The 26,172-nt window shown below is 47.8% G+C and carries 28 protein-coding genes and 3 tRNA genes; 8 read left to right on the top strand and 23 right to left on the bottom strand.

All coding sequences use genetic code 11. The features are described 5' to 3' along the window. Positions 1-4: 4 nt before the first annotated feature. The 9 genes from rplB to IE181_RS09360 all read right to left on the bottom strand — a co-directional run bounded on the left by rplB (position 5) and on the right by IE181_RS09360 (position 4,792). Positions 5-841 (bottom strand): 50S ribosomal protein L2, encoded by an 837-nt coding sequence (gene rplB, locus IE181_RS09400; protein ID WP_191252287.1) that lies wholly within the window; start codon positions 839-841, stop codon positions 5-7. A gap of 3 nt (positions 842-844) precedes the next feature. Beyond that, positions 845-1,138, bottom strand: a complete 294-nt coding sequence (locus IE181_RS09395) for a 50S ribosomal protein L23 (RefSeq protein WP_191252285.1) — start codon at positions 1,136-1,138, stop codon at positions 845-847. Next, a complete protein-coding gene (gene rplD / locus IE181_RS09390; protein WP_191252283.1) occupies positions 1,135-1,755 on the bottom strand; it encodes a 50S ribosomal protein L4 in 621 nt (206 codons plus the stop codon). The genes IE181_RS09395 and rplD overlap by 4 nt, the downstream gene beginning before the upstream one ends. Positions 1,756-1,760: 5 nt before the next feature. Further along, positions 1,761-2,519 carry a 50S ribosomal protein L3 gene (gene rplC, locus IE181_RS09385; protein WP_191252281.1) on the bottom strand — a complete coding sequence of 253 codons (759 nt, stop codon included), beginning with the start codon at positions 2,517-2,519 and terminating at the stop codon, positions 1,761-1,763. A gap of 5 nt (positions 2,520-2,524) precedes the next feature. Continuing rightward, positions 2,525-2,839 carry a 30S ribosomal protein S10 gene (gene rpsJ / locus IE181_RS09380; protein WP_191252279.1) on the bottom strand — a complete coding sequence of 105 codons (315 nt, stop codon included), beginning with the start codon at positions 2,837-2,839 and terminating at the stop codon, positions 2,525-2,527. A 52-nt stretch (positions 2,840-2,891) separates the two neighbouring features. Continuing rightward, complete coding sequence (gene tuf / locus IE181_RS09375) at positions 2,892-4,082, bottom strand: elongation factor Tu (RefSeq protein WP_191252277.1); 1,191 nt, start codon at positions 4,080-4,082, stop codon at positions 2,892-2,894. Between the two features lie 128 nt (positions 4,083-4,210). Beyond that, positions 4,211-4,284 (bottom strand) — tRNA-Gly (locus tag IE181_RS09370). A gap of 80 nt (positions 4,285-4,364) precedes the next feature. Next, positions 4,365-4,450: transfer RNA gene (locus IE181_RS09365), tRNA-Tyr, on the bottom strand. Positions 4,451-4,477: 27 nt separating this feature from the next. Beyond that, positions 4,478-4,792, bottom strand: coding sequence for a hypothetical protein (locus IE181_RS09360; RefSeq protein ID WP_191254302.1), 315 nt, complete (start codon positions 4,790-4,792; stop codon positions 4,478-4,480). Here IE181_RS09360 and rlmB point away from each other — a divergent pair. The 6 genes from rlmB to IE181_RS09330 all read left to right on the top strand — a co-directional run bounded on the left by rlmB (position 4,692) and on the right by IE181_RS09330 (position 7,996). After that, complete coding sequence (gene rlmB, locus IE181_RS09355) at positions 4,692-5,534, top strand: 23S rRNA (guanosine(2251)-2'-O)-methyltransferase RlmB (RefSeq protein WP_229819301.1); 843 nt, start codon at positions 4,692-4,694, stop codon at positions 5,532-5,534. The genes IE181_RS09360 and rlmB overlap by 101 nt on opposite strands. A gap of 44 nt (positions 5,535-5,578) precedes the next feature. Next, positions 5,579-6,019 carry a cupin domain-containing protein gene (locus IE181_RS09350; RefSeq protein WP_191252276.1) on the top strand — a complete coding sequence of 147 codons (441 nt, stop codon included), beginning with the start codon at positions 5,579-5,581 and terminating at the stop codon, positions 6,017-6,019. A gap of 312 nt (positions 6,020-6,331) precedes the next feature. After that, a complete protein-coding gene (locus IE181_RS09345; protein ID WP_191252274.1) occupies positions 6,332-6,820 on the top strand; it encodes a hypothetical protein in 489 nt (162 codons plus the stop codon). 1 nt (position 6,821) lies between these two features. After that, positions 6,822-7,031 (top strand): helix-turn-helix transcriptional regulator, encoded by a 210-nt coding sequence (locus IE181_RS09340; RefSeq protein WP_191252272.1) that lies wholly within the window; start codon positions 6,822-6,824, stop codon positions 7,029-7,031. A 29-nt stretch (positions 7,032-7,060) separates the two neighbouring features. Beyond that, a complete protein-coding gene (locus tag IE181_RS09335; protein ID WP_191252270.1) occupies positions 7,061-7,270 on the top strand; it encodes a hypothetical protein in 210 nt (69 codons plus the stop codon). 192 nt (positions 7,271-7,462) lie between these two features. Next, complete coding sequence (locus IE181_RS09330; RefSeq protein ID WP_191252268.1) at positions 7,463-7,996, top strand: peroxiredoxin; 534 nt, start codon at positions 7,463-7,465, stop codon at positions 7,994-7,996. 141 nt (positions 7,997-8,137) lie between these two features. Here the strand turns inward: IE181_RS09330 and IE181_RS09325 are convergent, their stop codons facing one another. From IE181_RS09325 to IE181_RS09295, 7 genes are all read right to left on the bottom strand, one after another. Continuing rightward, positions 8,138-9,664 (bottom strand): calcium-binding protein, encoded by a 1,527-nt coding sequence (locus IE181_RS09325; protein ID WP_191252266.1) that lies wholly within the window; start codon positions 9,662-9,664, stop codon positions 8,138-8,140. Between the two features lie 137 nt (positions 9,665-9,801). Next, complete coding sequence (locus IE181_RS09320) at positions 9,802-11,004, bottom strand: TIGR03862 family flavoprotein (RefSeq protein WP_191252264.1); 1,203 nt, start codon at positions 11,002-11,004, stop codon at positions 9,802-9,804. A gap of 98 nt (positions 11,005-11,102) precedes the next feature. Continuing rightward, entirely contained in the window at positions 11,103-11,792 is a 690-nt protein-coding gene (locus IE181_RS09315) for a TorF family putative porin (protein WP_191252262.1), read from the bottom strand. Between the two features lie 27 nt (positions 11,793-11,819). After that, a complete protein-coding gene (locus IE181_RS09310) occupies positions 11,820-14,054 on the bottom strand; it encodes a methyl-accepting chemotaxis protein (RefSeq protein WP_191252260.1) in 2,235 nt (744 codons plus the stop codon). 223 nt (positions 14,055-14,277) lie between these two features. Beyond that, entirely contained in the window at positions 14,278-15,228 is a 951-nt protein-coding gene (locus tag IE181_RS09305; RefSeq protein WP_191252258.1) for a hypothetical protein, read from the bottom strand. Beyond that, positions 15,228-16,082 carry an ABC transporter ATP-binding protein gene (locus IE181_RS09300; RefSeq protein ID WP_191252256.1) on the bottom strand — a complete coding sequence of 285 codons (855 nt, stop codon included), beginning with the start codon at positions 16,080-16,082 and terminating at the stop codon, positions 15,228-15,230. The genes IE181_RS09305 and IE181_RS09300 overlap by 1 nt, the downstream gene beginning before the upstream one ends. A gap of 15 nt (positions 16,083-16,097) precedes the next feature. Further along, positions 16,098-16,457 carry a GntR family transcriptional regulator gene (locus tag IE181_RS09295; RefSeq protein WP_191252254.1) on the bottom strand — a complete coding sequence of 120 codons (360 nt, stop codon included), beginning with the start codon at positions 16,455-16,457 and terminating at the stop codon, positions 16,098-16,100. A 1,084-nt stretch (positions 16,458-17,541) separates the two neighbouring features. On the opposite strand from IE181_RS09295, the gene IE181_RS09290 reads away from it, so the two are divergent. Beyond that, complete coding sequence (locus IE181_RS09290) at positions 17,542-18,135, top strand: hypothetical protein (RefSeq protein WP_191252251.1); 594 nt, start codon at positions 17,542-17,544, stop codon at positions 18,133-18,135. 345 nt (positions 18,136-18,480) lie between these two features. On the opposite strand, the gene IE181_RS14715 is transcribed toward IE181_RS09290, so the two are convergent. The 3 genes from IE181_RS14715 to IE181_RS09275 all read right to left on the bottom strand — a co-directional run bounded on the left by IE181_RS14715 (position 18,481) and on the right by IE181_RS09275 (position 21,374). Then, a complete protein-coding gene (locus tag IE181_RS14715) occupies positions 18,481-19,215 on the bottom strand; it encodes a DapH/DapD/GlmU-related protein (protein WP_308430910.1) in 735 nt (244 codons plus the stop codon). 179 nt (positions 19,216-19,394) lie between these two features. Then, on the bottom strand, positions 19,395-20,222 hold the full coding sequence (locus tag IE181_RS09280; RefSeq protein WP_191252247.1) for a class I SAM-dependent methyltransferase: 828 nt from the start codon (positions 20,220-20,222) through the stop codon (positions 19,395-19,397). Positions 20,223-20,282: 60 nt separating this feature from the next. Then, positions 20,283-21,374, bottom strand: a complete 1,092-nt coding sequence (locus tag IE181_RS09275; protein WP_229819299.1) for a fatty acid desaturase family protein — start codon at positions 21,372-21,374, stop codon at positions 20,283-20,285. Positions 21,375-21,608: 234 nt separating this feature from the next. Here IE181_RS09275 and IE181_RS09270 point away from each other — a divergent pair. After that, positions 21,609-21,684: transfer RNA gene (locus IE181_RS09270), tRNA-Thr, on the top strand. A gap of 129 nt (positions 21,685-21,813) precedes the next feature. Here IE181_RS09270 and IE181_RS09265 read toward each other — a convergent pair. From IE181_RS09265 to IE181_RS09250, 4 genes are all read right to left on the bottom strand, one after another. Beyond that, positions 21,814-22,473 carry a hypothetical protein gene (locus tag IE181_RS09265; protein ID WP_191252245.1) on the bottom strand — a complete coding sequence of 220 codons (660 nt, stop codon included), beginning with the start codon at positions 22,471-22,473 and terminating at the stop codon, positions 21,814-21,816. Between the two features lie 566 nt (positions 22,474-23,039). Continuing rightward, positions 23,040-24,293, bottom strand: a complete 1,254-nt coding sequence (locus IE181_RS09260; RefSeq protein ID WP_191252243.1) for a sensor histidine kinase — start codon at positions 24,291-24,293, stop codon at positions 23,040-23,042. A 7-nt stretch (positions 24,294-24,300) separates the two neighbouring features. Beyond that, on the bottom strand, positions 24,301-24,993 hold the full coding sequence (locus tag IE181_RS09255; protein ID WP_191252241.1) for a response regulator transcription factor: 693 nt from the start codon (positions 24,991-24,993) through the stop codon (positions 24,301-24,303). A gap of 5 nt (positions 24,994-24,998) precedes the next feature. Then, positions 24,999-26,138: a type 1 glutamine amidotransferase domain-containing protein gene (locus IE181_RS09250; protein WP_191252239.1), complete on the bottom strand. Its 1,140-nt coding sequence runs from the start codon at positions 26,136-26,138 to the stop codon at positions 24,999-25,001. Positions 26,139-26,172 lie beyond the last annotated feature (34 nt).

Raw genomic sequence — 26,172 nt, 5'->3', positions numbered from 1 at the left:
CTCCTTAGCGTTTCTTGCGCTCGTGGCGCGACCGGATGATAAACTTGTCGGACGATTTATTCGAACGAGTACGTTTACCCTTCGTTGGTTTACCCCATGGTGTAACAGGATGACGGCCACCAGAGGTACGACCTTCACCACCACCGTGTGGGTGATCGACCGGGTTCATGGCAACACCACGAACATTCGGACGACGACCTAACCAACGATTTCGGCCCGCTTTAGAGAGCTTTTGGTTTTGATTATCAGGGTTTGAAACGGCGCCGACTGTTGCGATACACTCACCGCGCACCAGGCGAACTTCGCCAGATGACAGACGGATCTGCGCATAACCACGGTCACGGCCAATCAACTGCGCATAAGCACCAGCTGAACGTGCGATCTGACCACCCTTACCTGCCTTCATCTCCACATTGTGGATGATTGTACCAATTGGCATGTTTGCCAAAGGCATCGCGTTACCAGGCTGAACGTCAACCTTGTTACCTGCGATCACAGTGTCACCAGGCGCTAGGCGCTGCGGTGCCAGGATGTAAGCAAGTTCGCCGTCTTCATACTTCAGAAGTGCAATGAATGCTGTACGGTTTGGATCGTATTCAAGACGTTCCACCGTTGCAACCATATCCCACTTCGTACGCTTGAAGTCGATCAAACGGTAAGTGCGCTTATGACCACCACCACGACGACGTGATGTAATACGTCCTGTGTTGTTGCGGCCACCAGATTTAGTAAGACCCTCAGTCAGCGCTTTAACCGGCTTGCCTTTGTGCAGACCTTCACGGTCAACAAGAACAAGACCACGCTGGCCTGGAGTATTTGGTTTATATTGCTTGAGTGCCATCGGTTATGCTCCCGTTGTCACGTCGATGCTGTCGCCTTCAGCAAGTGTAACCATGGCTTTTTTGTATTCGGCACGCTTGCCGACTACACCACGGAAACGCTTTACCTTGCCTTCCTGGCGGAGCGTATTGACCTTAGTAACCTTAACACCAAAGATACCTTCAACAGCAGCCTTGATCTGAGGTTTGGTCGCATCGATGGCAACTTTGAAAGTCACCTGATTGTTTTCCGAGCCCATTGTCGCCTTCTCGGTGATAACTGGGCTAACGATCACGTCATACTTATTGAGCGCGCTCATTTCAGTCTCTCCTCGAGGTTGGCAACAGCAGCCTTAGTCAGAACGAGCGTATCACGACGCAGAATGTCGTATACGTTAGCGCCCTGGCTAGGCAGCACGTCGATGTTAGGAAGGTTGCTAGCAGCACGCAGGAAATTTGCGTTTACTTCTGCACCATCAACAAACAAAGCGTTAGTAAGGTTTAGCTTTTCAAGCTTTGCCTTCAGCTCTTTTGTTTTACCTTCTTTCAGCTCAGCTACGTCAAGAACGATCAGCTTGCCTTCAGCTTGCTTAGCAGACAAAGCTGCGCGCAGGCCAAGCTTGCGAACTTTCTTAGGCAGATCAAAACCGTGATCCCGTGGGATAGGACCGAACGCGCGGCCACCACCAACGAAGATGTTTGAACGGCGTGAACCGTGACGTGCTGTACCACCACCCTTCTGGCGACCAAGACGAGCACCAGTACGAGCGATGTCAGAGCGGAATTTAACAGCGTGCGTGCCAGCACGACGCTTGGCAAGCTGCCAATTAACAACTCGGTGCAGAATGTCTGCACGCGGAGCAATGCCAAAGATAGCGTCGTTCAGATCAACGTCGCCAGCTTTTTTCGCATCCAGTGTAAGAACATTTGTCTTCATGATGCTTATTCCTCGTTACCTTCGGCAGGCGCTTTTGGAGCTTCCGCTTCAGCAGGAGCAGCTTCAACAGGAGCAGCTTCTTCTTTAGCAGGCAGCTTGAACGCAGCCGGTGTAGGGACGTTTTCAGGAAGAGCTTTCTTTACTGCGTCAGAAACGAGAACCCAGCCATTTTTGGCACCAGGTACACCGCCACGAACGAGCAGAAGGCCTTCGCTTGCGCGTGCCTCTACGATTTCCAGGTTCTGGACAGTGGTACGGGCATCACCAAGGTGACCAGCCATCTTCTTACCTTTGAATACACGACCAGGATCTTGACACTGACCCGTGGAACCGTGTGAACGGTGAGAGATAGAGACACCGTGCGAAGCACGAAGACCGCCGAAGTTGTGACGCTTCATGGCACCGGCAAAGCCTTTACCTTTAGACGTACCCACAACATCAACATACTGACCAGGGATAAAGTGATCTGCAGTGATTTCTGCGCCAACATCTACGAGAGCATCGTCGCTCACGCGGAATTCAGCGACCTTTGCTTTTGGCTCTACTTCAGCCTTGGCAAAGTGACCACGCTGGCCTTTTGTCACATTCTTCACTTTACGAGTACCAGCACCAAGCTGCAGTGCTGTATAGCCATCTTTTTCAACTGTGCGCTGCGCAACAACCTGAAGATTTTCAAGCTGGAGTACAGTCACAGGAACGTGGTGACCGTTATCATTAAAGATACGAGTCATCCCGAGTTTCTTTGCTATCAAACCTGTACGCATGGGACTTATCCTTGCAGTTTGATTTCAACATCAACACCAGCAGACAGATCGAGCTTCATAAGAGCGTCAACAGTTTGTGGTGTTGGATCTACGATATCGAGCAGACGTTTGTGCGTACGCATTTCAAACTGCTCACGGGACTTTTTATTTACGTGTGGGCCACGAAGAACCGTAAACTTTTCAATGCGAGTTGGCAGTGGAATAGGACCACGTACCAGAGCGCCTGTACGCTTGGCTGTGTTAGCAATTTCACCAGTCGCCTGATCAAGCACGCGGTGGTCGAAAGCCTTCAGCCGGATGCGAATATTTTGCGCGTCCATTGTAATTCACCTTAAAAGACGGCGTCACACCGAAGCGTGACGCCCATTAAAACTATTCGATGATTTTTGCTACGACGCCGGCGCCGACAGTACGGCCGCCTTCGCGGATTGCAAAACGCAGACCTTCGTCCATCGCGATAGGCGCGATCAGATTAACTGTCAGGTTCACGTTATCACCAGGCATAACCATCTCAGTGCCTTCTGGCAGCTCAACGTTACCAGTCACGTCAGTTGTACGGAAGTAGAACTGTGGACGGTAGTTCGCGAAGAATGGTGTATGACGACCGCCTTCTTCCTTGGTCAGGATGTAAGTCTCGGCAGTGAACTTCGTGTGCGGCTTGATCGAACCAACGTGTGCCAGAACCTGACCACGCTCGATATCGTCACGTGCAACACCACGCAGCAGTGCACCAATGTTATCGCCTGCTTCACCCTGATCCAGGAGCTTGCGGAACATCTCAACACCAGTAACCGTAGTCTTGGTAGTGTCTTTGATACCAACGATCTCGATCTCTTCACCAACCTTAACGATACCACGCTCAACACGGCCAGTCGCAACTGTACCACGACCAGAGATGGAGAATACGTCCTCAACAGGCATCAGGAAGGCACCATCAACAGCACGCTCTGGCTGTGGAATGTACTCGTCAACAGCAGCCATCAGCTCAAGAATCTTCTCTTTACCAATGTTGTCGTCACGGCCTTCAAGGGCTGCAAGCGCAGAACCCGCGATGATCGGAATATCGTCACCTGGGAAATCATACTCTGACAGAAGCTCGCGGATTTCCATCTCAACAAGCTCAAGAAGCTCTTCGTCGTCAACCTGGTCAACTTTGTTCAGGAATACAACAAGGGCTGGAACACCAACCTGACGTGCAAGCAGGATGTGCTCACGTGTCTGTGGCATTGGGCCATCAGCTGCGTTCACAACCAGAATAGCACCGTCCATCTGTGCAGCACCCGTGATCATGTTCTTCACATAGTCAGCGTGACCTGGGCAGTCAACGTGCGCATAGTGACGTGCGTCTGTCTCATACTCAATGTGAGCCGTAGAGATCGTGATACCACGCTCACGCTCCTCTGGAGCCTTGTCAATGTTCGCAAAATCTACTGCAGCGCTACCCTGTGCGTCTGCAAGTACCTTAGAAATCGCAGCTGTAAGTGTTGTCTTACCATGGTCAACGTGACCAATCGTGCCAACGTTACAGTGCGGCTTATTACGCTCAAACTTTTCTTTAGCCATTGCCCGTACACCTTTGCAAGCAATGACGCCCAGCCAGCCAGGCCAAAAGGCGCCTTTAATTAATGTCCCGGCAAGGTCACCCTTGCCCGTGATTATCGCATGCCCACCTGTATACGCAGGCATAAATTTGGAGCGGGTGAAGGGAATCGAACCCTCGTCGTAAGCTTGGAAGGCTTCTGCTCTACCATTGAGCTACACCCGCGCACTTTGCCTACCACCAAAAGGGTAAGCCCTCGAAACAACTAAACCTCTCCGCACACCAGTCGTGGGAAGAGGTTTAAGTGGTGGAGGGGACAGGATTCGAACCTGTGTACGCATACGCGGCCAGATTTACAGTCTGGTGCCTTTAACCACTCGGCCACCCCTCCGTACTATGTCTACCGGATGAAGGATTTTCAGAAGCTGAAAACATCACCGCGGTGAGGCCGCAATATGCGCATATCTAACCCTATGTCAACAGCTTCTTGACTACGATTTAATTTTTTTTGTTTTTTGCCCTCTAAATCTAAACCTGATAGGTTCACACCAGCAGAGTGAACAATACAGGAAACAGACGTGGCGAAAGCTTCCAATAAAAAAAATAACAAGCATTCTAAAGGGAAAGCCCCATTGCGCAGACCCGGGAAAAATACATTCAAACCAGAAGGAACCCACCGCGGAACGTCTGTAAATGCTGCACCGAATCCAACAACTAAAGAACCATCTGTCACTGCGCTTCGACCTTTAAAGGCGGACAGTTTTTTTCTGCACGGCAGACATGCTGTACTGGCTGCACTACAGAATAAAAAGCGCGAATGCATTAGGTTGATCGGCACGGAAAAAGCCTTATCAGATAATACTCTGCGCAACGCTCGTCCCGACATTAAAACACAAATCACAGATGGTCGGACAATCGATCAGAGTTTAATGAGCGATTCTCCTCATCAGGGTATTATCCTTGAAGTACGCCCCCTGCCCGCACTGGATCTGAATGACGTTGAAGCTATGCACCATGAAGCGGCTACCGTACTTATACTGGACCAGGTAACTGACCCCCATAATGTTGGGGCGTGCCTCAGGTCCGCGGCCGCACTTGGTGCCTGCGCGGTTGTCACCATGGATAAGAATAGCCCAAAAGAGTCAGGTGTACTTGCCCGGTCTGCATCGGGGGCATTGGATAGCATTCCGTGGATTCGCGTAACGAACCTGTCACAAGCACTCGACACACTCGCAGAGTTTGGATTCTGGCGTCTTGGCCTTGACGGCGCAACAGACAAAGAAATTGGGGCACTGAAGATGGGCAGCAAAGTAGCTATCGTGATGGGCTCCGAAGGAAAAGGACTGCGCCCACTGGTAAAGAAACACTGTGACGTTCTGGGTAAAATTCCTATGACAGGGAAGGTAGAAAGCCTGAATGTTTCGAACGCAGCCGCCATCGCTTTATTTCAATATGGCACTATAGGTTCAGAATAAAAGCTGTTATATTGTCACGCAGGACAAAAGAGTTAGGATGCGCCATGGAAATGGATGAGGTAATCAGAACCCTGAATTTGGCCCCCCACCCAGAAGGCGGGTATTACAGGCGTACACATCTGGTTGAAAGCCCAGATCAGGATCGTGGTTTAATGTCCTCTATCTATTATCTTCTACCTAGTGGGCTGAGAAACGCCTGGCATCTTATTGATGTGCATGAACTGTGGGTCTGGTGCGGCGGTGCTCCTATGGAAATCGCGATTCGAAAGGCCCCTGCCTTACCTAATGAATCAGTAATCATTGGCCCTGACCTGGATGCAGGACAGGAACCACAGTTTATGATCCCCGCTGATTATTGGCAAATTGCCCGTTCTGTTGGTGACTGGTCGCTTGTTACCTGTGTCGTAAGCCCTGAATTTAAATTCTCGGGACATATACTGGCTGACGGGGATTGGGATACCGGCCCTCTCGACATTAAGACCTAAGACGAACACCCTCCTATAAGCTATGCTCCATGCTTAAGGGGCAGTACTCTCGTGCCCCCATAAAAGATTGAACATCCTTTAAAGCCTGTGGTCTGCGATCAATCCTGCCACACCACTCCCCTACGCGCGCTCTTCTAGCCTCTCACTACAATTTGCATCTGCACCCGCGCCCAGCTCAGAGCGCAGCATTATCTGTGCACCACCCCAGAATACTAAACAGCGCCCTTGACAGATACCTAATCTACCCTATATATAACCTCAAGGTTACATAATGTAACATTATTTACCATGACTCTAAGTAGGAAGACTGTGATGCGATTACCTTCGCAAAATATAAAAAAGATCAATCTGCCCGAGTTTCAAGAACAGTTCCTGACGCGAACAGCTATCGGTGTATTCATTGTCGCCCTATCCTATGGCCTTGGTATAGGACAACATTTTGCAGATGCAGCAACCACTGCATATCTAAGCACAGCCAAAACTGTCTTGAGTGTCCTCGTCCTACTTTTACTGTTGCCGTCTTTTCTGCGTTTACTTTGGTTGCGGTATAACCACAGGGCGGAATTTAACAGCACCGAAAGCTATATCGCGGCTGTTGCGAAAAACGCGGGCATGATGACTTTCTCTCTGACCTTTGTTTTTTTGATTGCCCTCGAAGCCGCAAGTCAATCGTATCTGCCGCAGTTACAGCTTGACATGCCACCGTCTTTATACCTGAAAGCCGTACTGTGCTTTTCCCTACTCGTCTTCAGCCTGACCTTCTTCATAGAGGCACGCAAAGCAAATTCTGAGGATGATTAAAATGTCAGGAAAACTAAACAATAGAATACGAGTTTTCCGCGCTGAGCATCATATGAGCCAAGCAGATCTAGCGGAAAAGATCGGCGTTACTCGAAAAACCATCAATACTATTGAGGGAGGAAAATTCATTCCTTCAACGGTTATCGCCTTAAAAATCGCTCAGTTCTTTCAAGTTCCGGTAGAAGAGATTTTCTCTCTTGCCGCCGAATAATCACCACACATCAACGAGGAGTAAGCATAATGAAAAAAGAAACACCAAAAGGTCGGATCATCAATGCAGTAGCATGGGCAACAAGTATGATAGTCGTTGCCGTAATTATTAGCGGCAGTGTCGATAAAAGTACTGCGGGTTTTGTCATACTGATGCAGATAGTTTGTTGGCTGATAGCAGACATGAGCATAACGCGCACAACAGGCGACATGACCTGTAAAAGCCCTTCAAGGGGCTAAATTTGCACTGAAAAGCGCCGGGCAATCGAAAAACTGATTGCCTATGCGGTCACATAAATCGACATAAACGAAAAAAATATTGTCAATTAATCCATATAGTCGATTTATGTGATTAATCTAATCCATTTCCCCATGCAGCAAGTTTGTGGCAGGGTCTCTCTCAGAAACAATTCACTACCGAGAGGAAATATGATGCCAAACGTTCCAGCAACTGTCCCTACTACAATTTTCAAGACCCGTGTGCGCAATGAAGCCCTTGGCGGTCCAAATCCTTTTGAATGGAAAGACCTAAGCACGGATGAGATCTTCAAAGGCAAGAAAGTCGTTCTCTTTTCCCTGCCAGGTGCCTTTACACCAACTTGCTCAACAAGCCATTTGCCACGGTACGAAGAGCTATATGAAGAGTTCAAATCACTCGGTGTGGACGCAGTAGTATGCCTTTCTGTGAATGATGCCTTTGTTATGTATCAGTGGGGCAAATCACAAAATGCCAAGAACGTCTTCCTGCTGCCAGACGGCAGCGGTGAATTCACTCGCCAGATGGGAATGCTGGTGAAGAAAGATAACCTTGGTTTCGGTATGCGTAGCTGGCGCTACTCCATGTTTGTTGATGATGGCAAAATCGAAAAAATGTTCATCGAACCCGGTTTTGCCGATGATTGCCCTACAGACCCATTTGAAGTTTCAGACGCGGATACGATGCTTGCGTATCTGAAATCTAAATAAAATCTTTTTCAAAGATATCAGCTTTCAGAAGAAACAAGTGAATCTAAAACTTACAGAATGACCTGGCAGTGAGGTTACACAAAGGAAAAGGGGCGGCGCCAATGGCACCGCCCCTTTTCAGTTTTGCCATAGATAGAAAACCTAGATAGCAATACTCATTGTATCCATATCGGACAGGGTAATGCCTTCAAGGAAGACAGTGCCGCCACCTGTGTCAATCAACAGACCATCTGTGTCGTCAATTGTTGTCTCGGTTGCAGCAGCTTTAACATCCTCAAGGGACGCAAATTCTGCCACAGCCTTCTCCAGATACAGTGTATCGTCTTCCAGATTGAAGTCCGTCACAACATCATCGCCGTGCTCTTCACCGAAGAAGAAAGTATCCTCTCCCTCGCCGCCGGTTAGTTCATCGTTACCGAGACCACCGAACAAACGATCATGACCTTTGCCGCCGCTAATTGTGTCATCACCAGCGCCGCCAAACACAGTATCGTGTCCGTCACCGCCTTCGATTTGGTCATTACCGGATGATGCATAGACTTTATCATGGCCTTTGCCTGCATCAATCACGTCATTACCGGCACCACCGCCAAGTGTATCTTCAGCGTCTGCACCGACAGCCGTGTCATCGCCTTCACCAGCCCAGACAATATCAGCATGTGCACCGCCGCTTGCTTCGCCTTCGTCGAATTCACCGTCACCATCAAGGTCATCCCAGTCACCCGACACAATCACATCATGTCCCTGGCCACCGAAGAGAGTGTCGCTACCTTCAACACCGTCTTCATCATCAGGAGCACGATCACCTACGATGAAGTCATGACCCTGACCACCACCGATCTTGTCATTACCGCCACCACCAGAGAAGTAGTCATGACCCTGATCACCTTCGCCTGCAAAGATCTCGTCATCATCGTCACCACCGTGAATAGTGTCATCACCGGCACCACCGGTCATGAAGTCGTCACCGCCACGACCGTGGAATTTGTCGTTACCACCATTGCCCTTCAATTTGTTTTTGTCTTCGTCGCCTTCATACTCATCATCATCGTCATCACCGTTGAAATCGCTGTCTTCGAAGTCAAAATATTCGGCACTCAGATCAGCTAGCGTCACACCCAAAAGTGTCAGCGTAGCTGGGTCGTCATCATCGTCATCATCGTCATCATCGTCGTCATCATCCAGGGAAATTACGACATTGCCGTCTACCTCAGTTGCAGCCGCCAGGATATCTTCGAAAGATTCAAACCGATCATCATCATCAAGTTCAATGGTGTCGCCTTCTGCACCGTTGAAGTCTGTGATAGTGAAGGAGCCATTGTCATCCAGACCAAATTCATCTGCGCCGGCACCGCCTGTCAGCGTATCATCTCCACGACCGCCTTTCAGCTCGTCATCGCCGTCACCACCATTGAGGATGTCAGATCCGTTTCCACCTTCAAGTTCATCATTACCAGCGCCGCCAAACAGCGAATCACCACCGTTACCGCCTTCAAGCTCATCATCACCGTCGCCACCGTTCAGGGTGTCTACGCCGTTGCCGCCTTCCAGTTCATCGTTTCCAGCCATGCCGTTCAGCAGGTCATCCCCCTGAAAACCATAAATTTCGTCATCCAGCTCCGTACCGTCCAGAACGTCGCCCTGATTTGTTCCAAGTACTTCTGTCATTACTCTCTCCTTGGTGCCTATGTTTCAAAGCTTTTTTATCATAGAGTTAATAGCCTATCCAGAAATGTGGACAAATTGAGATCAATTTGAGGCAACCTTATGCGCCCACAGTGCAGTTGTAAGACTACCAAGAAAGATTAGCGCTGTAAAATAGAGCGTGCGATCCACGCCCCTTGCGATAAACAAGCGGTAAGCAAATAGCCACCGGTTGGTGCTTCCCAATCCAGCATTTCACCTGCGACATATACATGCGGTAACTTATGCAGCATCAGATTTTCATCCAGCTCGGATAGCGCTACCCCGCCCGCCGAACTTATTGCCTCTTCAAGGGGGCGCATACCCTCCAGGATTACAGGCAGCCCTTTTATCGCCTTTGACAGCGCAGAAATGTCTGACATGACTGAACTGTCAACACACTCATACAATAATGCCAGTTTAACGGCATCCAGCTTCAACACACGTTTCAAGTGCGTGGATAACGATTTCTTCCCTCGTGGTTTTCCAAGTGCTTTTGCTATTTTCCCCTGGCTCCAATCTGGCATCAGATCCACCAGCAGCGATGTCCGGGTTGAAGCCTTCAGTGCAACCCGCAAGTCACGGGAAAGGCGGTAAACTGTGCTGCCTTCAATACCGTAGGCAGAGATAACAAAGTCCCCTTTTTTCGACGCAGTCCCAGCCAGCAATCGTACATTTTTCACGACCTTACCGAAAAAGGTTTGCATTTTAGGTGACCAGTTAACAGTAAAACCGCAATTGGACGGCTCAAACTCATTACATGACACACCTTTTTCCGTAAGTAATGGCACCCAATCCGCATTGCTGCCCAGTCGCGGCCAAGTGGCGCCACCCAGCGCAAGGATAACTGCATCTGCGCTTTTAACAATGGAGCCCTGCGGACCAAGCAAATGGACGGATGAGCCGTCAAGGCCTACGAATTGATGCCGCGGATAAAAAGCGCACCCCTGTTGCTTTAATCTAGCGATCCATGCCCGCAGTAAGGGTGATCCTTTCATCGCCTTTGGAAAAACCATGCCCGAACTGCCAACGAATGTTTCAGCACCTAGCTCGTCAGCCCACCGACAGACCTCCGCAGGGCCAAATGCGTGCAGAAGCCGCTTCATAAAATCCGCCGCCTCAAAATACCGGCTATTAAATGCCTGTAAATCTTCACTGTGGGTAAGATTCAAGCCGCTTTTACCGGCCATAAGGAACTTACGGCCAACCGTAGGCATTTTTTCAAAAATATTCACCGCACAGCCAGCAGCAGAAAGTATATCAGCCGCCATCAAACCGGCTGGCCCTCCTCCCACTATCGAAATGGTTACATTTTTGCCTGTCATTGCCTGCCTGCAACTTTAAAACGGATACCGGAAATAAACACAGGCCCAACCGGTCTTACCCCGTCAGGCCTGTACCCATGGTTAAATCTTTATCCGAATTAAAAGGCTACACCAACTGAAAACATGACTGTTGCATCTGCTTCGCGAAAATTCTGGTCAGTATCAAGATAGCCAAGTCGCAAGCCAATGCCCTGCCACTCGGTACTGATACCCACAGTCCATTCGAGCTTATCATGCGCAAAGGCACCATCCTCAAAGGCGACATAGCCATCAAGTGTAAACGGGCTGGACCCAAGGAGGTGTTCTGCCCCCATCCAAACATAGATATTGTCCCGATTACCGCTATTTTCCTGTGACCACACATAGTTTACACCGACCGAGGCAGCCCCCTGTCCGAGCGGCATAGCATACGTGGAAAATGCCTCCCAGTAATTCACATCATTACCGCCCGGGTAGGTATACCAGATAAGCCCCACGTCAACGGTTCTACCCTCACCTAAGTCATGACTATATCCGGTGATAATATCTATCTCGACATCAGCACCTGCAATATCGTCGACTGTACTGCCCCACGCTGAAACATAAAAACCTGAGCCGTGCTCTAGTGACAGGGCAGCCTGCAACGCCGGATCTTTGTCAGATAAGCTCACACCGCGAAAACGATAGTCATTTACAAGTGTAAGTTCACCACTGACAGACAAGTCCCCTATCTCGGCTGCGTGGACAGCCTGCGGACACAGATAGGCGGCCGTCATAAAGCCAGACATAACCAGACCAAAGTACTTCATAGTCTTTCTCCTCATATGTATCGAACTTTATTCAGTGGTAAGAACCCTGACATCTGATACAAATTTTTCGATCAAATTATTCAGCTTGGTTGAGTTTTGAGCCAACTCTCTTGACGCAGCCTGCACTTGCCCCGAAGCTTCTTTGGTTTCTGACACGCCTTGGGATACACCAATGATGCTGCTACTAACTTGCTGCGTGCCTGTGGCAGCATCCGCTACATTACGGGCAATCTCATTGGTTGCGGCCTGCTGTTCTTCAACCGCTGCTGCAACAGCCGCTGCCAGGGCAGAGGTTTCATCAATTGATTTGCGAATTTCGTGCATCGCAGCCGCCGCATTCTTTGACTGAAGCTGAACGTCATCGATTTGCTGTCTGATCTGCTCTGTAGCTTTCGCGGTCTGACTGGCAAGAGATTTCACCTCACTGGCAACCACGGCAAAGCCTTTGCCGGCATCGCCCGCACGCGCTGCCTCAATCGTCGCGTTCAGCGCAAGCAGATTAGTTTGCTCTGCAATATCATTGATCAGGCTAACGACCTCAGAAATGGCGTTGGAAGATTCCTCCAGACTGCTCATAACTTCTACAGTTGCGCTGGAACGGTCAGCCACATCACGAGTAGCCCGGTTGGACCGCTCCATCTGCTGACCAATTTCGCTGATAGAAGCACCCAGTTCCTCTGACGCACTGGCAACTGTTTGAACGTTTGCAGTAGCCTCTTCTGCGGCAGAGGCAACATTCGCAGCCTGATGATCAGACTCGTCCGCAGTAGCAGACATTGAGCGAGAGGTTGATTCAAGTTCTACGGTTGCCGACGTCACAGCACCCAACATTTGACTGACCTGATTATCAAACTCAAGGATAAGCGCGGTCATTTCGTCTGCTTTTTTCTGGCGCCTCTCTGCCTCGGCTCGCTCGCGCTCAAGCTCTAACCGTTCCTGCTCTTCTTTCTCAAGCCGTTGCGCTTCTTCGGCAGCACGCATTTGCTCTTCATGCTTGCGTGCCTCTTCGCGCTGGCGCTCGCCTTCAATCATGCTTTCTTTAAAGAAATCAACAGCTTTGGAAATCTCACCGATTTCATCACCGCGATCCTGATACGGAATTGTGACCGATGTATCCCCTTTTGCAAGGACGCCCATCAGATCAACCATCTTGCTGAGCGGGTTGGTAATGCCGCGCGCTACAAAGAACATACCGGCTGACAGTATAACGGTAATCCCCACAGCTATGGAAAGCATGGTAAAGCCCATCGACATGATTGGTCGATTAATTTCTTCCATATCTTTTTCGACAATAACGCCCCATTTTGTGCCCAAAAAGTCTAGTGATGAATATGCTGACAACACTTCTACCCCTCGATAGTCTTCGATATTCATCAGACCATCCTGCCCTTTCATAGCAAGATTGGCAGATTCGGTATCAACTCTGGTTTTCAGAATTGACGTCTCCCCTTCACCGTTGAAACGGGAGTCTGAGCGCATAAAGAGATCATCACCAACAAGATAACTTTCACCTGTCTCGCCCATGCCGTCTGATTTCTGCATAATCTGATTGATCCGCGCGATTGGCATCTGAAAGATCAAAGCACCAATCCTGGCACCACTCTCGTCATAAACAGGCGTTGCAATAAAACTGGCCGGGGCACCATTACTAGGCTCATAAGGTGCGAAATCCAGGAAATACTGCTGACCACGATTACCTGTCATTGCAGCACGATAAATTTTACCAAGGTCACTGTCTTTCCACTGTCCAGAATTCAGATTGGTTGCATAGTCAGCTTCTTTAAAAACCGAATACACTAGACTGCCCTGCGCGTTTACCAGAAATACATCATAGTATCCGCGCGTTTGCTGAAGATTATGAAACCACGGATGATGGGTGCTGTGCGCCTGACTGTAGAGAGAGCCGTCGCCTGCATCATATCGTTTGTCCATTTCTGAACTGATATAGAGCGACTGGGCAGCTTCTTGAGGATTTCCATCAAAAGCAGACCATCCTGCCTCAAAATCTTTCAAGGCTGTTGCTACATAAGGATTAGCCGATACCAGCTTCAAATCTTCTTCAATAGTTGCAAGGTATGCGTTCAATTCTGACTTTCTTGAAGACAAGACAGCCGTTAACTTTTCAGAAGTATCTTTATCAATTTGTGATTGTGCAGTCCTAAAACCGGATAGCCCTACACCAACGGCGAGGATCAGAAGTGCTGCGACAACTAGTAAAGGGAGTTTTATTGCAATCTTCAGGTTCTGGTACATCGAAATCATTACTCTATTCCTTAAAACGATGTTTTGACCCCGTGCGCTCATATTTTCGCGCCAAACCTTTAACATCGCCCTAACGAACTGGGGACATATTCATAATACCTAAAAAAACATTCAAACCGAATATCCCCCCTCCTGCAGAAGGCATGTCCCCAAAAAGCAAAAAGCCTCCACAAAGGGAGGCTTTTCATTTCTTTATTATAGGGTTTTAATTATCTGGCCGTCTTTAAATCGCACGCTTGCGCAGCTCAATAGCACCGTAGATAAACAAACCAGACAAGACAACTCCTGACCAGAATGAGAGGTCCGTTACCGACATCACGACCATGTCCCAAAGTGGCATTTCGTGAATACGTGAGAACAGTTCCTTGGGACCATCAACATCACCTTCAAAATGGCGCCAATCAACTCCATCGAGCCATCCCAGGATATGAGTACCAATCCAGTGTGCAATGCGCGCAGTTCCAAACAGCATTTCCTCAAGAATGATCAGAACGACCGGTGGCAGCACAGCATACATAAAAGTCATACGGGGTGCGTAAGCCGATACAATCATCAACCATGAAAAGATCGGCAGCGCCCATAATGCCAGGAGGAAATAGTGCGGAATTGCATGTATCCAGCCCTGTACCATGTAGGAAACTGGCCACATATCCAGCATATTGCCGCCCTGTACCAAAACAGTCAGTCCAAGGATCAGTGCCAGTGCAATTTCAAGCACAATGGTAACACCCAGATAGATGAAGAATACACCGATGACACTCATAAAGAGCTTTGCCAGGACTTCTTGCACATCAGATGTTGGCATAGACTTCCAAAACAGGATTGACCGGTCCCGACGTTCCTCATAGAGACTCCCCAACAAGGAGAAGAACACAACAAAAGGAAATGCAACCCAAACCAGTATTCCAAGTCCCCAGTAAAGGATAGCAACCGCAGCGGGAAGATCCTCTGCTTCTTTGCTGGACTTAACGTGCTCGATCATCTCTGCAAGATTATACTTACCAGCCTCCTGGCCATCGACCATAACACCATTTATTTCCAGAATATGACCTGAACCCAACACTGCAATCGTCGTAATACCTAGCATCAAGAGCGCTAAGATTACCGGCACATATAAATATCCGTTTTTACCATCCAGATATTCACGTTTCACAAGGGCTTTAAACGTATTCATTACCCTTCTCCCTGCATTGTAACCACGAAAATGTCTGCTAGTCCTAACCGGCGTGTTTCACCAAGCGACTTAAGCATTTCGCGATCAACATTCTGATAAACAAAGGTAGACTTGCCAAAACTGGATCCTTTTTTGATCGGACCAAGTGCTTCGGCCTCTTCCTCTTTGCCGGATGTAACCATGACCTCAATGAACTGTTCGGTCAGATTTTCCATGTCAGCAGTCAGAACAATTCTTCCATCACGGATAAACACCACATCTGTCAGAATATTCTCGATTTCCTCGACCTGGTGCGTTGTAATCACAACAGTTCGTTCTTCATCGAAATATTCTTCCAACAAGGCGGCATAGAATTTCTTACGAAAGATTACATCCAGGCCCAAAGTAGGTTCATCCAAAACCAGAAGCTTGGCATCAATTGACATAACTACAGCCAGATGGACCTGAACGATCATGCCTTTTGACAAAGCGCGCACCTTTTTATCCATCGGGACATTGGTTCGGGCAATAAAGTCTTCTGCCTTTGCGCGATCAAACTTGGGATGAATATCTTCCACATAATCAAAGACATCGCTTACCTTCATCCATTTAGGCAGCGTCGCAACATCAGAGATAAAACATACATCCTGCATGAGTTTGGCACGATCTTTCGACGGGTCCAGCCCCAGCACATGTAGGTCACCCTGATAGGAAGACAGGCCAAGAATAGCATTCAGCATGGTTGTTTTCCCGGCGCCATTTGCACCGATCACACCGACAATGCGTCCCAAGGGGATATCAAGATCCACACCTTTAAGCGCCTGAAAGGCACCAAAACTCTTGGAAAGGTTTCTTGCTTCTACAACATTTTCCATTGGTGAAACCTCCCTTTAATTAGAAAGACCACGTTTCAGAAGATCTTCGACGTCAAAATTAAGACGACGAATAGTCTCCAGAACCAGTGGCCATTCTTCTTCTAAAAATTTAGCGCGCTGGGCTTCCATCAACTTGTCACGCGCCCCGTCAATCACGAACATTCCCAGCCCGCGACGCTTTTCAACCAAACCTTCCATAACCAGCTCCTGATAGGCTTTTGATGCAGTAATCGGATTAATTTGCAGGTCAACGGCGACACTGCGAACCGAGGGAAGAGCCTCTCCTTCTTTGAGGGCTCCTTCCATTATCGCATGAACTACCTTATCTCTGAGCTGCCGGTAGATCGGCTGATTGTCCGTCCATTCCGGCGTCATGAACCCAACCTCCTATTCAAAAGTGGCTGCAAAACGCGCAAGTGACGTTGCTTTGGCAGCTTTACGGCTGCGACGAATGGCACGTTTTGACTTTTTGTAACTTGTTGTGAACATTTTGGTTCTCCTCGCTTTATTGTTATCGTTATTGGGACATTCGCCCTTTTTGTCTGTCGTGTAGAGGCTTTGCCTCTTGTTATATGCCGTATCGGCTTTTTAGTAAGTCTGTTAGGGACCACGGCATTTTTGCTCTTGTACCAGTCCCTTCCAGACATTGTTTGCCCTGTTGGGCGTTCCTCGCTTTTTGGCATCTTGTTGATGCTCTATTCTAGTGTGACCGATTGGTCCTCGCTGTCGTGACGGGCTTGTTTTTTCTTTCTCGCCACTTTGCTGTCGTACTCGTTTTTCCTCGCTTTTTGCAGCTGGTATTTTCTACTCTTTGCTGCTGACCGGTCCGTGCCTTTTTATTTTGACTTCTCTCCATACTGCCTCGCCGCAGCGTGGGAGACGAACTGTATTGGCGTTTATCGTCTCGGTGTATTAGTTATGTAGTACACCCAACCTGTGTGTGCAAGTATATTTTTGCACCATAACGACAAAAACAGTTTAACATATTGATTTTAATGAAAATATTTTAACAATTCCAAGGAAGACGTACACAGTACACTGCACTATCAGGTGTGCTACCTGCAGGAAAAACAGTCAGAATCATGTAGCGGCAAGTTGGTCTGATATCAGGCTGACACATGATTTGATATCAAGCTACACCTCGATATTAGCCCGGAAATTTGCGTATTTATAGGTCCGTTTTTGCCCTAATAAATCGCCTCATAAGCGTCACTGTAAGCCCCCATAAAACCCCAGACACTGAACCTACGCAAACCAAATACTCACATAAATTGTTTTTTGTAAATTTTTGGTTGCTCATCTAAAAATAGGAGATATTCTCCTATTCGTCGCTGTAAGCAAGGACTTGGAGTTTGAGAGACCCACACAGAGCCGTGTGGGCTTCTCAATACCGACCAGGCTGTGGACCTGAGTTCAGAGTAAACTACCACCCTGCCCTTACGGGATAGGGTTTTTACAAGTGCTAATCCAAGCTGCCAGTGTAATTCAGAGCGTGTCAGAAGAATCACTGCACCATGAACTGTTAATTTTGTGCGGCGATCAGCTTTCAGCAGGGCTATCAGTTATCTTAGTACTCACACCAGAGCGAAGGAAAACATGGGGGAAAATCATGTCAGAGGCTAACGAACAAAGTCGGCAAATGAAAAGAATTGAGCGCCGCAAAATGGCAACGAAGAAAAGACAAAAAAACCAACTGATAATGGCTGGTGTTATTTTAGGGATTGCGGTCGTGTATTTTGCATATGCTCAAACCCAAAAGCCTCGAAAATTGACCCGAAACTCGATTGCAACGCTAGCCAGCTACTATGACACCTGGAAGCACCCTTCATGGCGGCTGGAAGATGCAAGACAAAGGGGTTTTGAAGTCATCATCCGAGTGACAAAAACGGCACGTCAATCAACAACAGATTACTGGTCTGAAAACAATCTGGAATTGCCTGAAATTTGCCCAAAACGAAACTGGAAATATTGGTCAGAATTGCCGGATAATCGCTATTATCTAAAGGTCTATTTAGGGCAGATAAAAACCGCCTATAAATGCCCAAAAAAATAGCCGTATTCAGTGTCCCACTTAGCCAATTTGTGTTTTTTTTGCCAAACACTCGGAATAGCGCAGAAAATATAGATATAGCGTTAAGTGGGACTCGTTATCAAACCAACTGTCCAGCGACCTCCCGGACCATGTCTAACTTTATGGCTATTGTAAACAGGACATACTTTCGCCCGAAGCCGTTGTCTTCCCTAGCATTCGATGCGTCACCCTCCGTCCCATTATATCCCGTATAATCCCGGCATATCCCGGATACCGGTGTGATCAAATCATCTGTCCCCTTACAAGAAGGGGGTCATACTCAACATATAACACCCTCATCATGTCTAAACTCGATTTAAATTAAATTTACATGGTTATCCCGCGTCGCACGCGAACATTCTCTGCATCTTGTTCTACAATTGCCTCATACACCTCAGGGCAGATCTTCAGCGCACCGCTTTCATCTAGCTGCTTAATTGTTTCAATCGCTTCAAGAGGGTTCTCGAAATTGATCTGTTTATATATATCCTCTTCCAAAAGGTCATATTGCCACCACTGAGACTTGAGTAGTGCCTCGCGCACTTCTTCATCAAAGCGGTATTTGATCAGTTTCGCAGGGTTCCCACCGACAATAGCATAGGGCGGCACATCCTTTGTCACTACACTTCCTGCTGCGACAACCGCGCCTGTTCCAATAGTAACACCACCTGTGATTATTACCCCAGCCCCCATCCATACATCATGTCCGATAAATGTTGTCTTTGGCTCATCGGCAAAATAGCGTTTAAACCCAATATCTTCTGGGGCATTAGGTCCGCCCTCGTACATTATTCCAGAAGTGGTTAGCCATTCTTTGGGGTGATTTGTCAGGCCAATCAGGCTTCGATGGCCAATGGAATTATAACGTCCTAATTTCACGCAGTGCAGCTGTGTACTTGGTGCGATATAGCTATGCAGTCCTATTTGTACTTTATTGATAGAAACAGCATTCCATATGCTGACACCTGGTTCAAAATAAAGCGGTCCTTGCAAAATAAAGGGCTTGCAAGACAGTGTCGTACGCTCACCTAGTTTCGCAGCCAATGTACTACTAATAAACATATAATAACTCACCCGGACGCTAATTATCATCTAGAGCGCAAGGTACCAACAATTCGCTGGAAAACAATGGAATTATCAACAACATGTGGCGCTCGCACGTGATCAACACACAGTATAATAGTCTAAAGGCCAGACAGTTACCTGCCCGGCCTTCTTCTTCTAAAACTCAAATATAGCGTTTACTCTGGCTTCACAAACTTCAGCGTCATCCGATCACTTTCGCCAATCGCCAAATATTTGTCCCGGTTTTCATCACCAGCTGCCAAACGCGGCGGCAGTGTCCAAACACCCTTTGGGTGATCTGCCGTATCTTTCGGATTTGCATTTACTTCGCTCTGATCCATAAGTTTCAGACCAGCAGCCTCCGCCAACTTGATAACATCTTCAACGGCTACATAGCCACCGCCAGTAGCGCCCTTTGCCCGGTGCTCAACAACACCCAGAACACCGCCAGGCTTCAATGCTTTCGCAAATGCCTTGAACGCATCTTCGGCAAACGGATTGTCGCCTGACATCCAGTTATGCACATTGCGGAATGTCAGAACCACATCAGCAGACCCTGCTGGTGCGATATCATATTTCCCTTTTGCAAAAACGGTTGTTTTCACCGCGCCAAATGCTGACGGATTAGAAGCCAGCTTTTCCGCGAAAGCCTTGGCGCCATTTTGCTGGTACGTACTGTCACTGTCACCGTCATAGCTTGCAGCATAATATGTACCGCTGTCTTTTAGATACGGCGCCAGAATTTCCATGTACCAGCCACTGCTGCCTGGCGAGATTTCGACCACAGTCATATCCGGCTTCACGCCCATAAATTTCAGCGTTTCATATGGATGACGATATTGATCGCGTGCTTTGTTTGCGTCGCTTCTGGCTGGCCCTTCAACGGCCGCCTTTAGCCCATCACCGTGATTATCTGCCTGCACACTACCGATGCTAAAAATAGCTGCAGCGAGCGCCCCAGCAACAAATGTTTTTGTTGCTGCTTTTTGAATAAGTGTCTTCATTAGACATCTCCCCTATGTCACTAAGTTTCAGGCACGGAATCCCCTCCCGCGCCTTTTTGATTATTCAGCAGCAATTCCCTGCTGCTGGTTTTGCGTTTGCGATGCCTTGGCGTCTGCCCATAGTCGCCGAAGGGCATGTGGCAGATTACGTCTTGTACTGGACAAGTAAAGCTCTGGATTAGGAAGTTCGTTCACAAGTTCGCGATAACATTTGCCTAATTCGTGATATGGCATGCTCGGAAACAGATGGTGTGTCGCATGAAACCGCAACCCGACCGGCGCCCACAAAGCATCCAAAGACGTACCTGGGATATCTACCGAATCCAGAAATTCCTCTACGCGCCCCATCGGCTTGTCACCCGGATTTCTGTAAGCATGGGCACCCAGGGTACGCAGTGCATTTAAGATCAACGTCAACACTACAATGGTGTACCAGACATAAAACACAGTGATCGGCAACACACCGCCTGCAATCAAACCAACGATGGTCGCAACATACACAAAGGTGAAAAATTCCTGATACCGCCAGTCAGGATCATCCTGCTTGGACGGCTTTGACCGAACATAACTCATATCAATCGTCAAGGAAGATGCCCGCTCCCACAAAAGCTTGCGCATAGGCCAAATAACATAGGAAAGCGGCGTCAAGATCAGATGTCTGATCACTAATAAAAGAGGCAGATAAATTCCTTCAAGGACATAAGCCGGTATCTTCCATGTCGGTCCGGCGCCAAGCGGCAGATATTCTCCATCAATCTTAAGGCCGTAAACCTTGGGCTTGTGATGATCAATATGTACGCCGGTATAAAAATAACTCGGCACCATCATGGCAAAGCCACAGGAAAAATTCCAGAAAAGGCGGAACCATTTAAACGTTCCACGTTTCAAATGCGCTAACTCGTGAATGAAAATCAATGCACGATAAAAAGTAAACACCGCAACTGTTACACCTGCGACCTGCAGCCACGAGAAGGGGGCCGCAGTAACCGCCATATAAAAAGCGGCCCAGGCCAACACAATATGAAAGGAGAAATCCAGCCAGTAAATGTGCGGCTTTGGCTTGGAGAATCGTTTTGCGATTTCTCGTGCTTCTTTCATTGGGAATGCTGCCGCTTTTTCCGCAAGCGTCATCCGAGAGGTATCTAAAGCCATGTTTGTCTCGTTTCTCTTTGTTTGACTGCTTATACCGCCTGGGCCCCTGCCCGGCAAGAAATAGCCTGAACCCGCGACGAAATATCCCAGAAATACGGGCTAAAATGTGTCCTTTTTCATTTGATGTAAAAAAAATGAAAAAACAGGCTTGCACTGGAAAAATTTTGTGATAGAACAGCGCTCGCACACGGCAATCGCGCCGATGCTGCCCTCGAAGACGAAACGTCTGAAAGTGCCGGTATAGCTCAGTTGGTAGAGCAGTTGATTTGTAATCATCAGGTCCCGAGTTCGAATCTTGGTGCCGGCACCACTTTCCCTAATAATTTCAATAAATTACAAGATGTACCCACCTAGGGTATACTGATATATTTTTGCACCGGAAGCATGGCGGAAGCAGATAAACTCACTTTTTCCATCCAGATTGTTAAAGCACAGCGAGCTATTGCATTTCCTCAAGAGTAAACCTCTGTTGCGCTGCCCACTTGAAGTCGGGCTTAGGCTCCACCAACACAAACTTGTTTGCTTTCACATCGTACGAAATAATCACAAGCTTAGAAAACTGCCTTTTTGCCAACATTTTCTTCTTAAAGGCTGCGCTCAACCTATTTTTCTGCAAACACTGTAGAAATTTCACTAACTGGTCGGAGACTTGCTCAACTTCTTCCAAGTTAAGATTCTCTTCAATAAATGAGAATTTAACTGTTCCGATCCCTTCCACTTCAATAAAACAAGAAAATGCGCTAGAACATTGTACATCACTAGTGGATTTATTAGGTGAAGAAACATGCTTTACCGTTTTAACGGACCCGTTGGGTATGAGCTTACTGAATGCCGTTTTCAGTAACAAGTAGTGATCTTGCCCCATTTGGGACAAAAAACCATCAAAATAAGACTTAGCAATAAAGAGAAATACTGCGGTAGGAATAAACCAATCGATAGCGGCAAACATCATTGCTTCGGGCCGCTTTTCTACATAGAGCTTAACGTCCTGCCCCCAAATACCTTCCCTAAACTCATCTATGAATTCATCAGGAAAAGTGTCTAGTACTGAGAATACCAAATCGACGTCTTTTAAATCAATATTGTTATCTGGCTTCACGGTATCACTTCCCTCAATATAACCATTTTAAAGTTGTCGAAGAAACTCAATCGCTTCCTTGGGTAATTTATGTTCGGGTTCCACTTGATTCCAAAAGCTAAATTTTCCAATTAATGAGTCCACGTACATAGGGTCTTTTTCTACTCCACATTGTTTTTTCTCTCTTGTCAAGGGTGTGTTCTCTAACACAGTTACTCGCTACGTTAGCTACGTTAGGTTTGATGATTGTCCCTAATGTAGCTAACGTAGCAGGAGTAGCAGCTATGCGAAGAGCAACGGATTAACAGTGAATGCTTTTGACTTTCTGCCTGCCGATCCGTCGTTGCGCGCATAGTTAATATTTAACCAGCCTTGCTCCACCAAGTCCAAACATGCTCCGAAAATTACGTCTGACTTCCCGTCAAACAAACTATCTTTTACAACCTGCTGCCCCAACTCCCATATCGGGTAAAGCTTTGCACGGCTAATGTCACTTTTGTCACACGGGTTCAGAGGATCGGACTAAACCGATATTCCACTTGTTTCCAATACTCACTCTTCATGGATGAGTGTACCTGTGGGTACGGCTATGGAAAGTGAAGATGAATAACAGTGCCGGCCATGCGGTGTTCAACCTCCAGCCCGATGTCGTGATATTCGCATACCCGCTTAACGAGGGACAGCCCAAGGCCGTACCCGCTGCTGTGATCCGATTTAATATTTTTGACAAACAGCCCTGATTTAATCTGATCGGGCATACCGCCGCCTGTGTCGGATACAGATAATCTGCCATCCTTGAAATGGATGCCAATTGTACCAGCTTCTGTGTACTGAAACGCATTGGACAAAATGTTGGACAAGAGAATTTCCAAAACACCATCCGGGGCGGATACTGAGGCGGACCCTGGAACCTGAATATCCAGTTCAATATCTTTACCGTCCAATTGATAGCTATACTGCAGGATTACATTTTCCAAAATCGGCATCAAGGACTGCGCGACCACACTGTTTTGTTGTTTTTCTCTGACCATGGAAAGTAGCGCAGTGATAGTTAAGTCCATATGGGCATGGGCAATCTTTTGACGGGCGAGTAGATGACGCCTGTCCTCTGCGCTCTGTCCTTCCTTCTCCATCAGTTCACATGCACCCGCAGCAACCGCAAGTGGTGTCCTGAGGTCATGGCTTACATCCCGAGAAAACTGCTTTTCCCGTTCGATGAAGTCATGCACTCGGCGCAAAGAGCCTTCCAGTTGTTCGGCAAGGAGTCCGATTTCATTATTGGGATACTCCTGTGCAAATTTCTTCGGCTCCGCTTCCGGGTCAATCTGGGCAATATGCTGTGCCAACTGCCCCAGGGGACGAATTGTCTTTCGTGCCATGCGGTAGGCCATGTAACAAGCTACCCCTGTTATAATGAGAGCAGTAATACCGTAAAAAATAATCAGCCCGGTGCGCATCGGCCGCACGATCAGCAAACTGCTGACCTCATACACCAGGAAAACATCATTATCTAATCTGGTAAGATGATAATGCCGTCCTTCTTGGCCATAGAATTCTTTTTGCTGAGGGCTTTCCCGCAGAATTTCTCCAATAGAGTCTGGCAGTGTTTCCAGTGAAAAATACAGCTGAATATTTGGATTATCCGGCTGCTCCCATTTGCCAGTGGTTTCATAAACCGACAGAGTTTTTTGTTTTTCCTGCGATAGACCGCGATCAAGGAATTCATCCTCCACCACAAAAAGGAACAGGAAGTTCAGAACAGAAAACACCAGCGCGATCACCAGGGATAACAAGCAAACCTTGACTATAAATTCTGGCTGAATGGACTTTCTTGGCTTCATATGACGCTCAGTTAGTTTCAATATTTAACGCAAAACCAACACCGTGGACTGTTTTCAGCAGCGGTGTATCAAAAGGTTTATCAAGCTGGGCCCTGATCTGATAGATATGCGACCGTAATGCATCGGATTCTGTTGGGTCATCCCCCCAGATTTTCTGAATAAGCTCCGACCGGCTGATTGTTGCCGGGTGTTTCAGTGCCAGAATTTCCAAAATATCAAAACCAATTTTCTTGAGGGGGATCTCCTGCCCTTTCCGCCAGATCGTTTTACTTTTGCGGTCCAGCTTTAACTCGCCAAGTTCCAGCACATGGTCCGTATGCAACAGGTGACGACGGGACAATGCAAGGCATCTGACCTCCAGTTCGGCGAGCGAAAATGGCTTGGTTAAATAATCATCGGTTCCACTTTCAAAACCGGTGATTTTCTCTTCTGGTGTATCCCGCGCTGTCAGCATCAGTATCGGCACGTGCCGGGTGCTCTGATCGCGGAAATTTTTGCAGACGTCATACCCGTCCATTTTGGGCAGCATTAAATCAAGAATGATCACATCATACGGCGATGCAAGGGCCATCGACAGCCCTTGCTCTCCATTAATTGCGAAATCCAACACGTGTCCCTTCGGCTCCAGATACTCTGCGATATTCAGCGCAATAGCTTCTTCATCCTCAATAATCAGAATATGTAGTGGATTATGCGTCATAACTCTTATTCTGCGTTCAGGGACTGAATGAACCGGGATGCCCCTTCGTGGTCCGGATTGGTATCAAGTATCGAGTTGGCAACCGACAGGGCCATCTTCTTTTCCCCAAGCTTAAGCCAGCTTTGTGCCATTTGTAAACGCAAGGTAGGGTGCGCAGACACGTCTGTTTCCAGGGACATAATATCAATGGCAAGAGTAATATCCTCATCCTTTTCTGCCACCATAGAATAATAATACCCATACATGGAGATCAATTGGCCATTAAATTTGCTTTTATCTTCTGTGTATGCTGAGGCTGCGGAGATGCCATTATCCATAATATTCTGTACCAGCGCCAAAGTGACTTCATCTGTTTCCTTCACGCGATCTACAGGCTCGATACCCAGTGAGCGCACGACAGCTTCTGCTACATGTACGGTTGAAGTTGGGTTTTGCCCCGTGATTAAACGCCCGTCCTCTGCCACATGGCTTAGCATCATTGGTGACGACTGGAACAAACCACCCCGTTTCATCAGTTCATCTTCCAGCAGAAACTCGAACTCTTTCGCCCATTTCTTGCCAAAAAGCTTCTCTTCGACATTGGTGAAGCCGTTTACCTTCTTCCCAGCAAGCAGATGAGTGCCATCCGGTAAAGTCACATTCACAAACGCCGCTGGCCCGTGGCAAACCGCACTAACAGTACCCCCGTCCACATAAATATCACGGATAATATTCTGCAGGTTCGTATCGTTATGGAAATCAAACATGGCCCCTTTACCGCCAACGATGAAGATCGCCTCATAGGCATCCGGATTGATGTCCGCCAGCGGCAGGCTGTTATCTAGTTTGGCCATAATCGCTTCATCTTCTAGAACCTTGGCGTTCAGGGGGGCTTTGGGGTCAAACTTATCGGCTTCTGCTTTCCCGCCTTTCGGGCTGGCAACATCAATGGTCAATCCATTTTCCTGGAAAACCAGGAATGCTGCACTAAACTCGTCAAACTCGTAGCCCGGTGCTGTTTCGCCGCCGTCTTTGCCGTGACTACTGATAACCATCAGAACGCTCTTGTTATCTTTCGCCTGATCTGCCGCCGTTGTCGGTGCCGCCACTGTTACTGCAAGCAAAGCTGCCGCAGCAAATTTTACCCTTTTAAAAAGTCCGTTCATTTTAGTTTCCTTCTCGCTGTTTTGACTCGGGTTA

Source organism: Kordiimonas sediminis (genome assembly GCF_014656395.1).
Lineage (GTDB): Bacteria > Pseudomonadota > Alphaproteobacteria > Sphingomonadales > Kordiimonadaceae > Kordiimonas_A > Kordiimonas_A sediminis.
This window is presented reverse-complemented; position numbering and strand designations above follow the sequence as displayed.

Coding starts and splice junctions, on each gene's coding strand:
- IE181_RS09310 (WP_191252260.1), bottom strand. CDS start 14,054: ATGATTTCGATGTACCAGAACCTGAAGATTGCAATAAAACTCCCTTTA.
- IE181_RS09305 (WP_191252258.1), bottom strand. CDS start 15,228: ATGAATACGTTTAAAGCCCTTGTGAAACGTGAATATCTGGATGGTAAA.
- IE181_RS09395 (WP_191252285.1), bottom strand. CDS start 1,138: ATGAGCGCGCTCAATAAGTATGACGTGATCGTTAGCCCAGTTATCACC.
- IE181_RS09260 (WP_191252243.1), bottom strand. CDS start 24,293: ATGAAGCCAAGAAAGTCCATTCAGCCAGAATTTATAGTCAAGGTTTGC.
- IE181_RS09315 (WP_191252262.1), bottom strand. CDS start 11,792: ATGAAGTACTTTGGTCTGGTTATGTCTGGCTTTATGACGGCCGCCTAT.
- IE181_RS09345 (WP_191252274.1), top strand. CDS start 6,332: ATGCGATTACCTTCGCAAAATATAAAAAAGATCAATCTGCCCGAGTTT.
- IE181_RS09325 (WP_191252266.1), bottom strand. CDS start 9,664: ATGACAGAAGTACTTGGAACAAATCAGGGCGACGTTCTGGACGGTACG.
- IE181_RS09320 (WP_191252264.1), bottom strand. CDS start 11,004: ATGACAGGCAAAAATGTAACCATTTCGATAGTGGGAGGAGGGCCAGCC.
- IE181_RS09295 (WP_191252254.1), bottom strand. CDS start 16,457: ATGACGCCGGAATGGACGGACAATCAGCCGATCTACCGGCAGCTCAGA.
- IE181_RS09330 (WP_191252268.1), top strand. CDS start 7,463: ATGCCAAACGTTCCAGCAACTGTCCCTACTACAATTTTCAAGACCCGT.
- IE181_RS09275 (WP_229819299.1), bottom strand. CDS start 21,374: ATGGCTTTAGATACCTCTCGGATGACGCTTGCGGAAAAAGCGGCAGCA.
- rplB (WP_191252287.1), bottom strand. CDS start 841: ATGGCACTCAAGCAATATAAACCAAATACTCCAGGCCAGCGTGGTCTT.
- IE181_RS09350 (WP_191252276.1), top strand. CDS start 5,579: ATGGAAATGGATGAGGTAATCAGAACCCTGAATTTGGCCCCCCACCCA.
- IE181_RS09250 (WP_191252239.1), bottom strand. CDS start 26,138: ATGAACGGACTTTTTAAAAGGGTAAAATTTGCTGCGGCAGCTTTGCTT.
- rplD (WP_191252283.1), bottom strand. CDS start 1,755: ATGAAGACAAATGTTCTTACACTGGATGCGAAAAAAGCTGGCGACGTT.
- IE181_RS14715 (WP_308430910.1), bottom strand. CDS start 19,215: ATGTTTATTAGTAGTACATTGGCTGCGAAACTAGGTGAGCGTACGACA.
- rplC (WP_191252281.1), bottom strand. CDS start 2,519: ATGCGTACAGGTTTGATAGCAAAGAAACTCGGGATGACTCGTATCTTT.
- IE181_RS09280 (WP_191252247.1), bottom strand. CDS start 20,222: ATGAAGACACTTATTCAAAAAGCAGCAACAAAAACATTTGTTGCTGGG.
- IE181_RS09300 (WP_191252256.1), bottom strand. CDS start 16,082: ATGGAAAATGTTGTAGAAGCAAGAAACCTTTCCAAGAGTTTTGGTGCC.
- IE181_RS09335 (WP_191252270.1), top strand. CDS start 7,061: ATGAAAAAAGAAACACCAAAAGGTCGGATCATCAATGCAGTAGCATGG.
- tuf (WP_191252277.1), bottom strand. CDS start 4,082: ATGGCTAAAGAAAAGTTTGAGCGTAATAAGCCGCACTGTAACGTTGGC.
- rpsJ (WP_191252279.1), bottom strand. CDS start 2,839: ATGGACGCGCAAAATATTCGCATCCGGCTGAAGGCTTTCGACCACCGC.
- IE181_RS09255 (WP_191252241.1), bottom strand. CDS start 24,993: ATGACGCATAATCCACTACATATTCTGATTATTGAGGATGAAGAAGCT.
- IE181_RS09340 (WP_191252272.1), top strand. CDS start 6,822: ATGTCAGGAAAACTAAACAATAGAATACGAGTTTTCCGCGCTGAGCAT.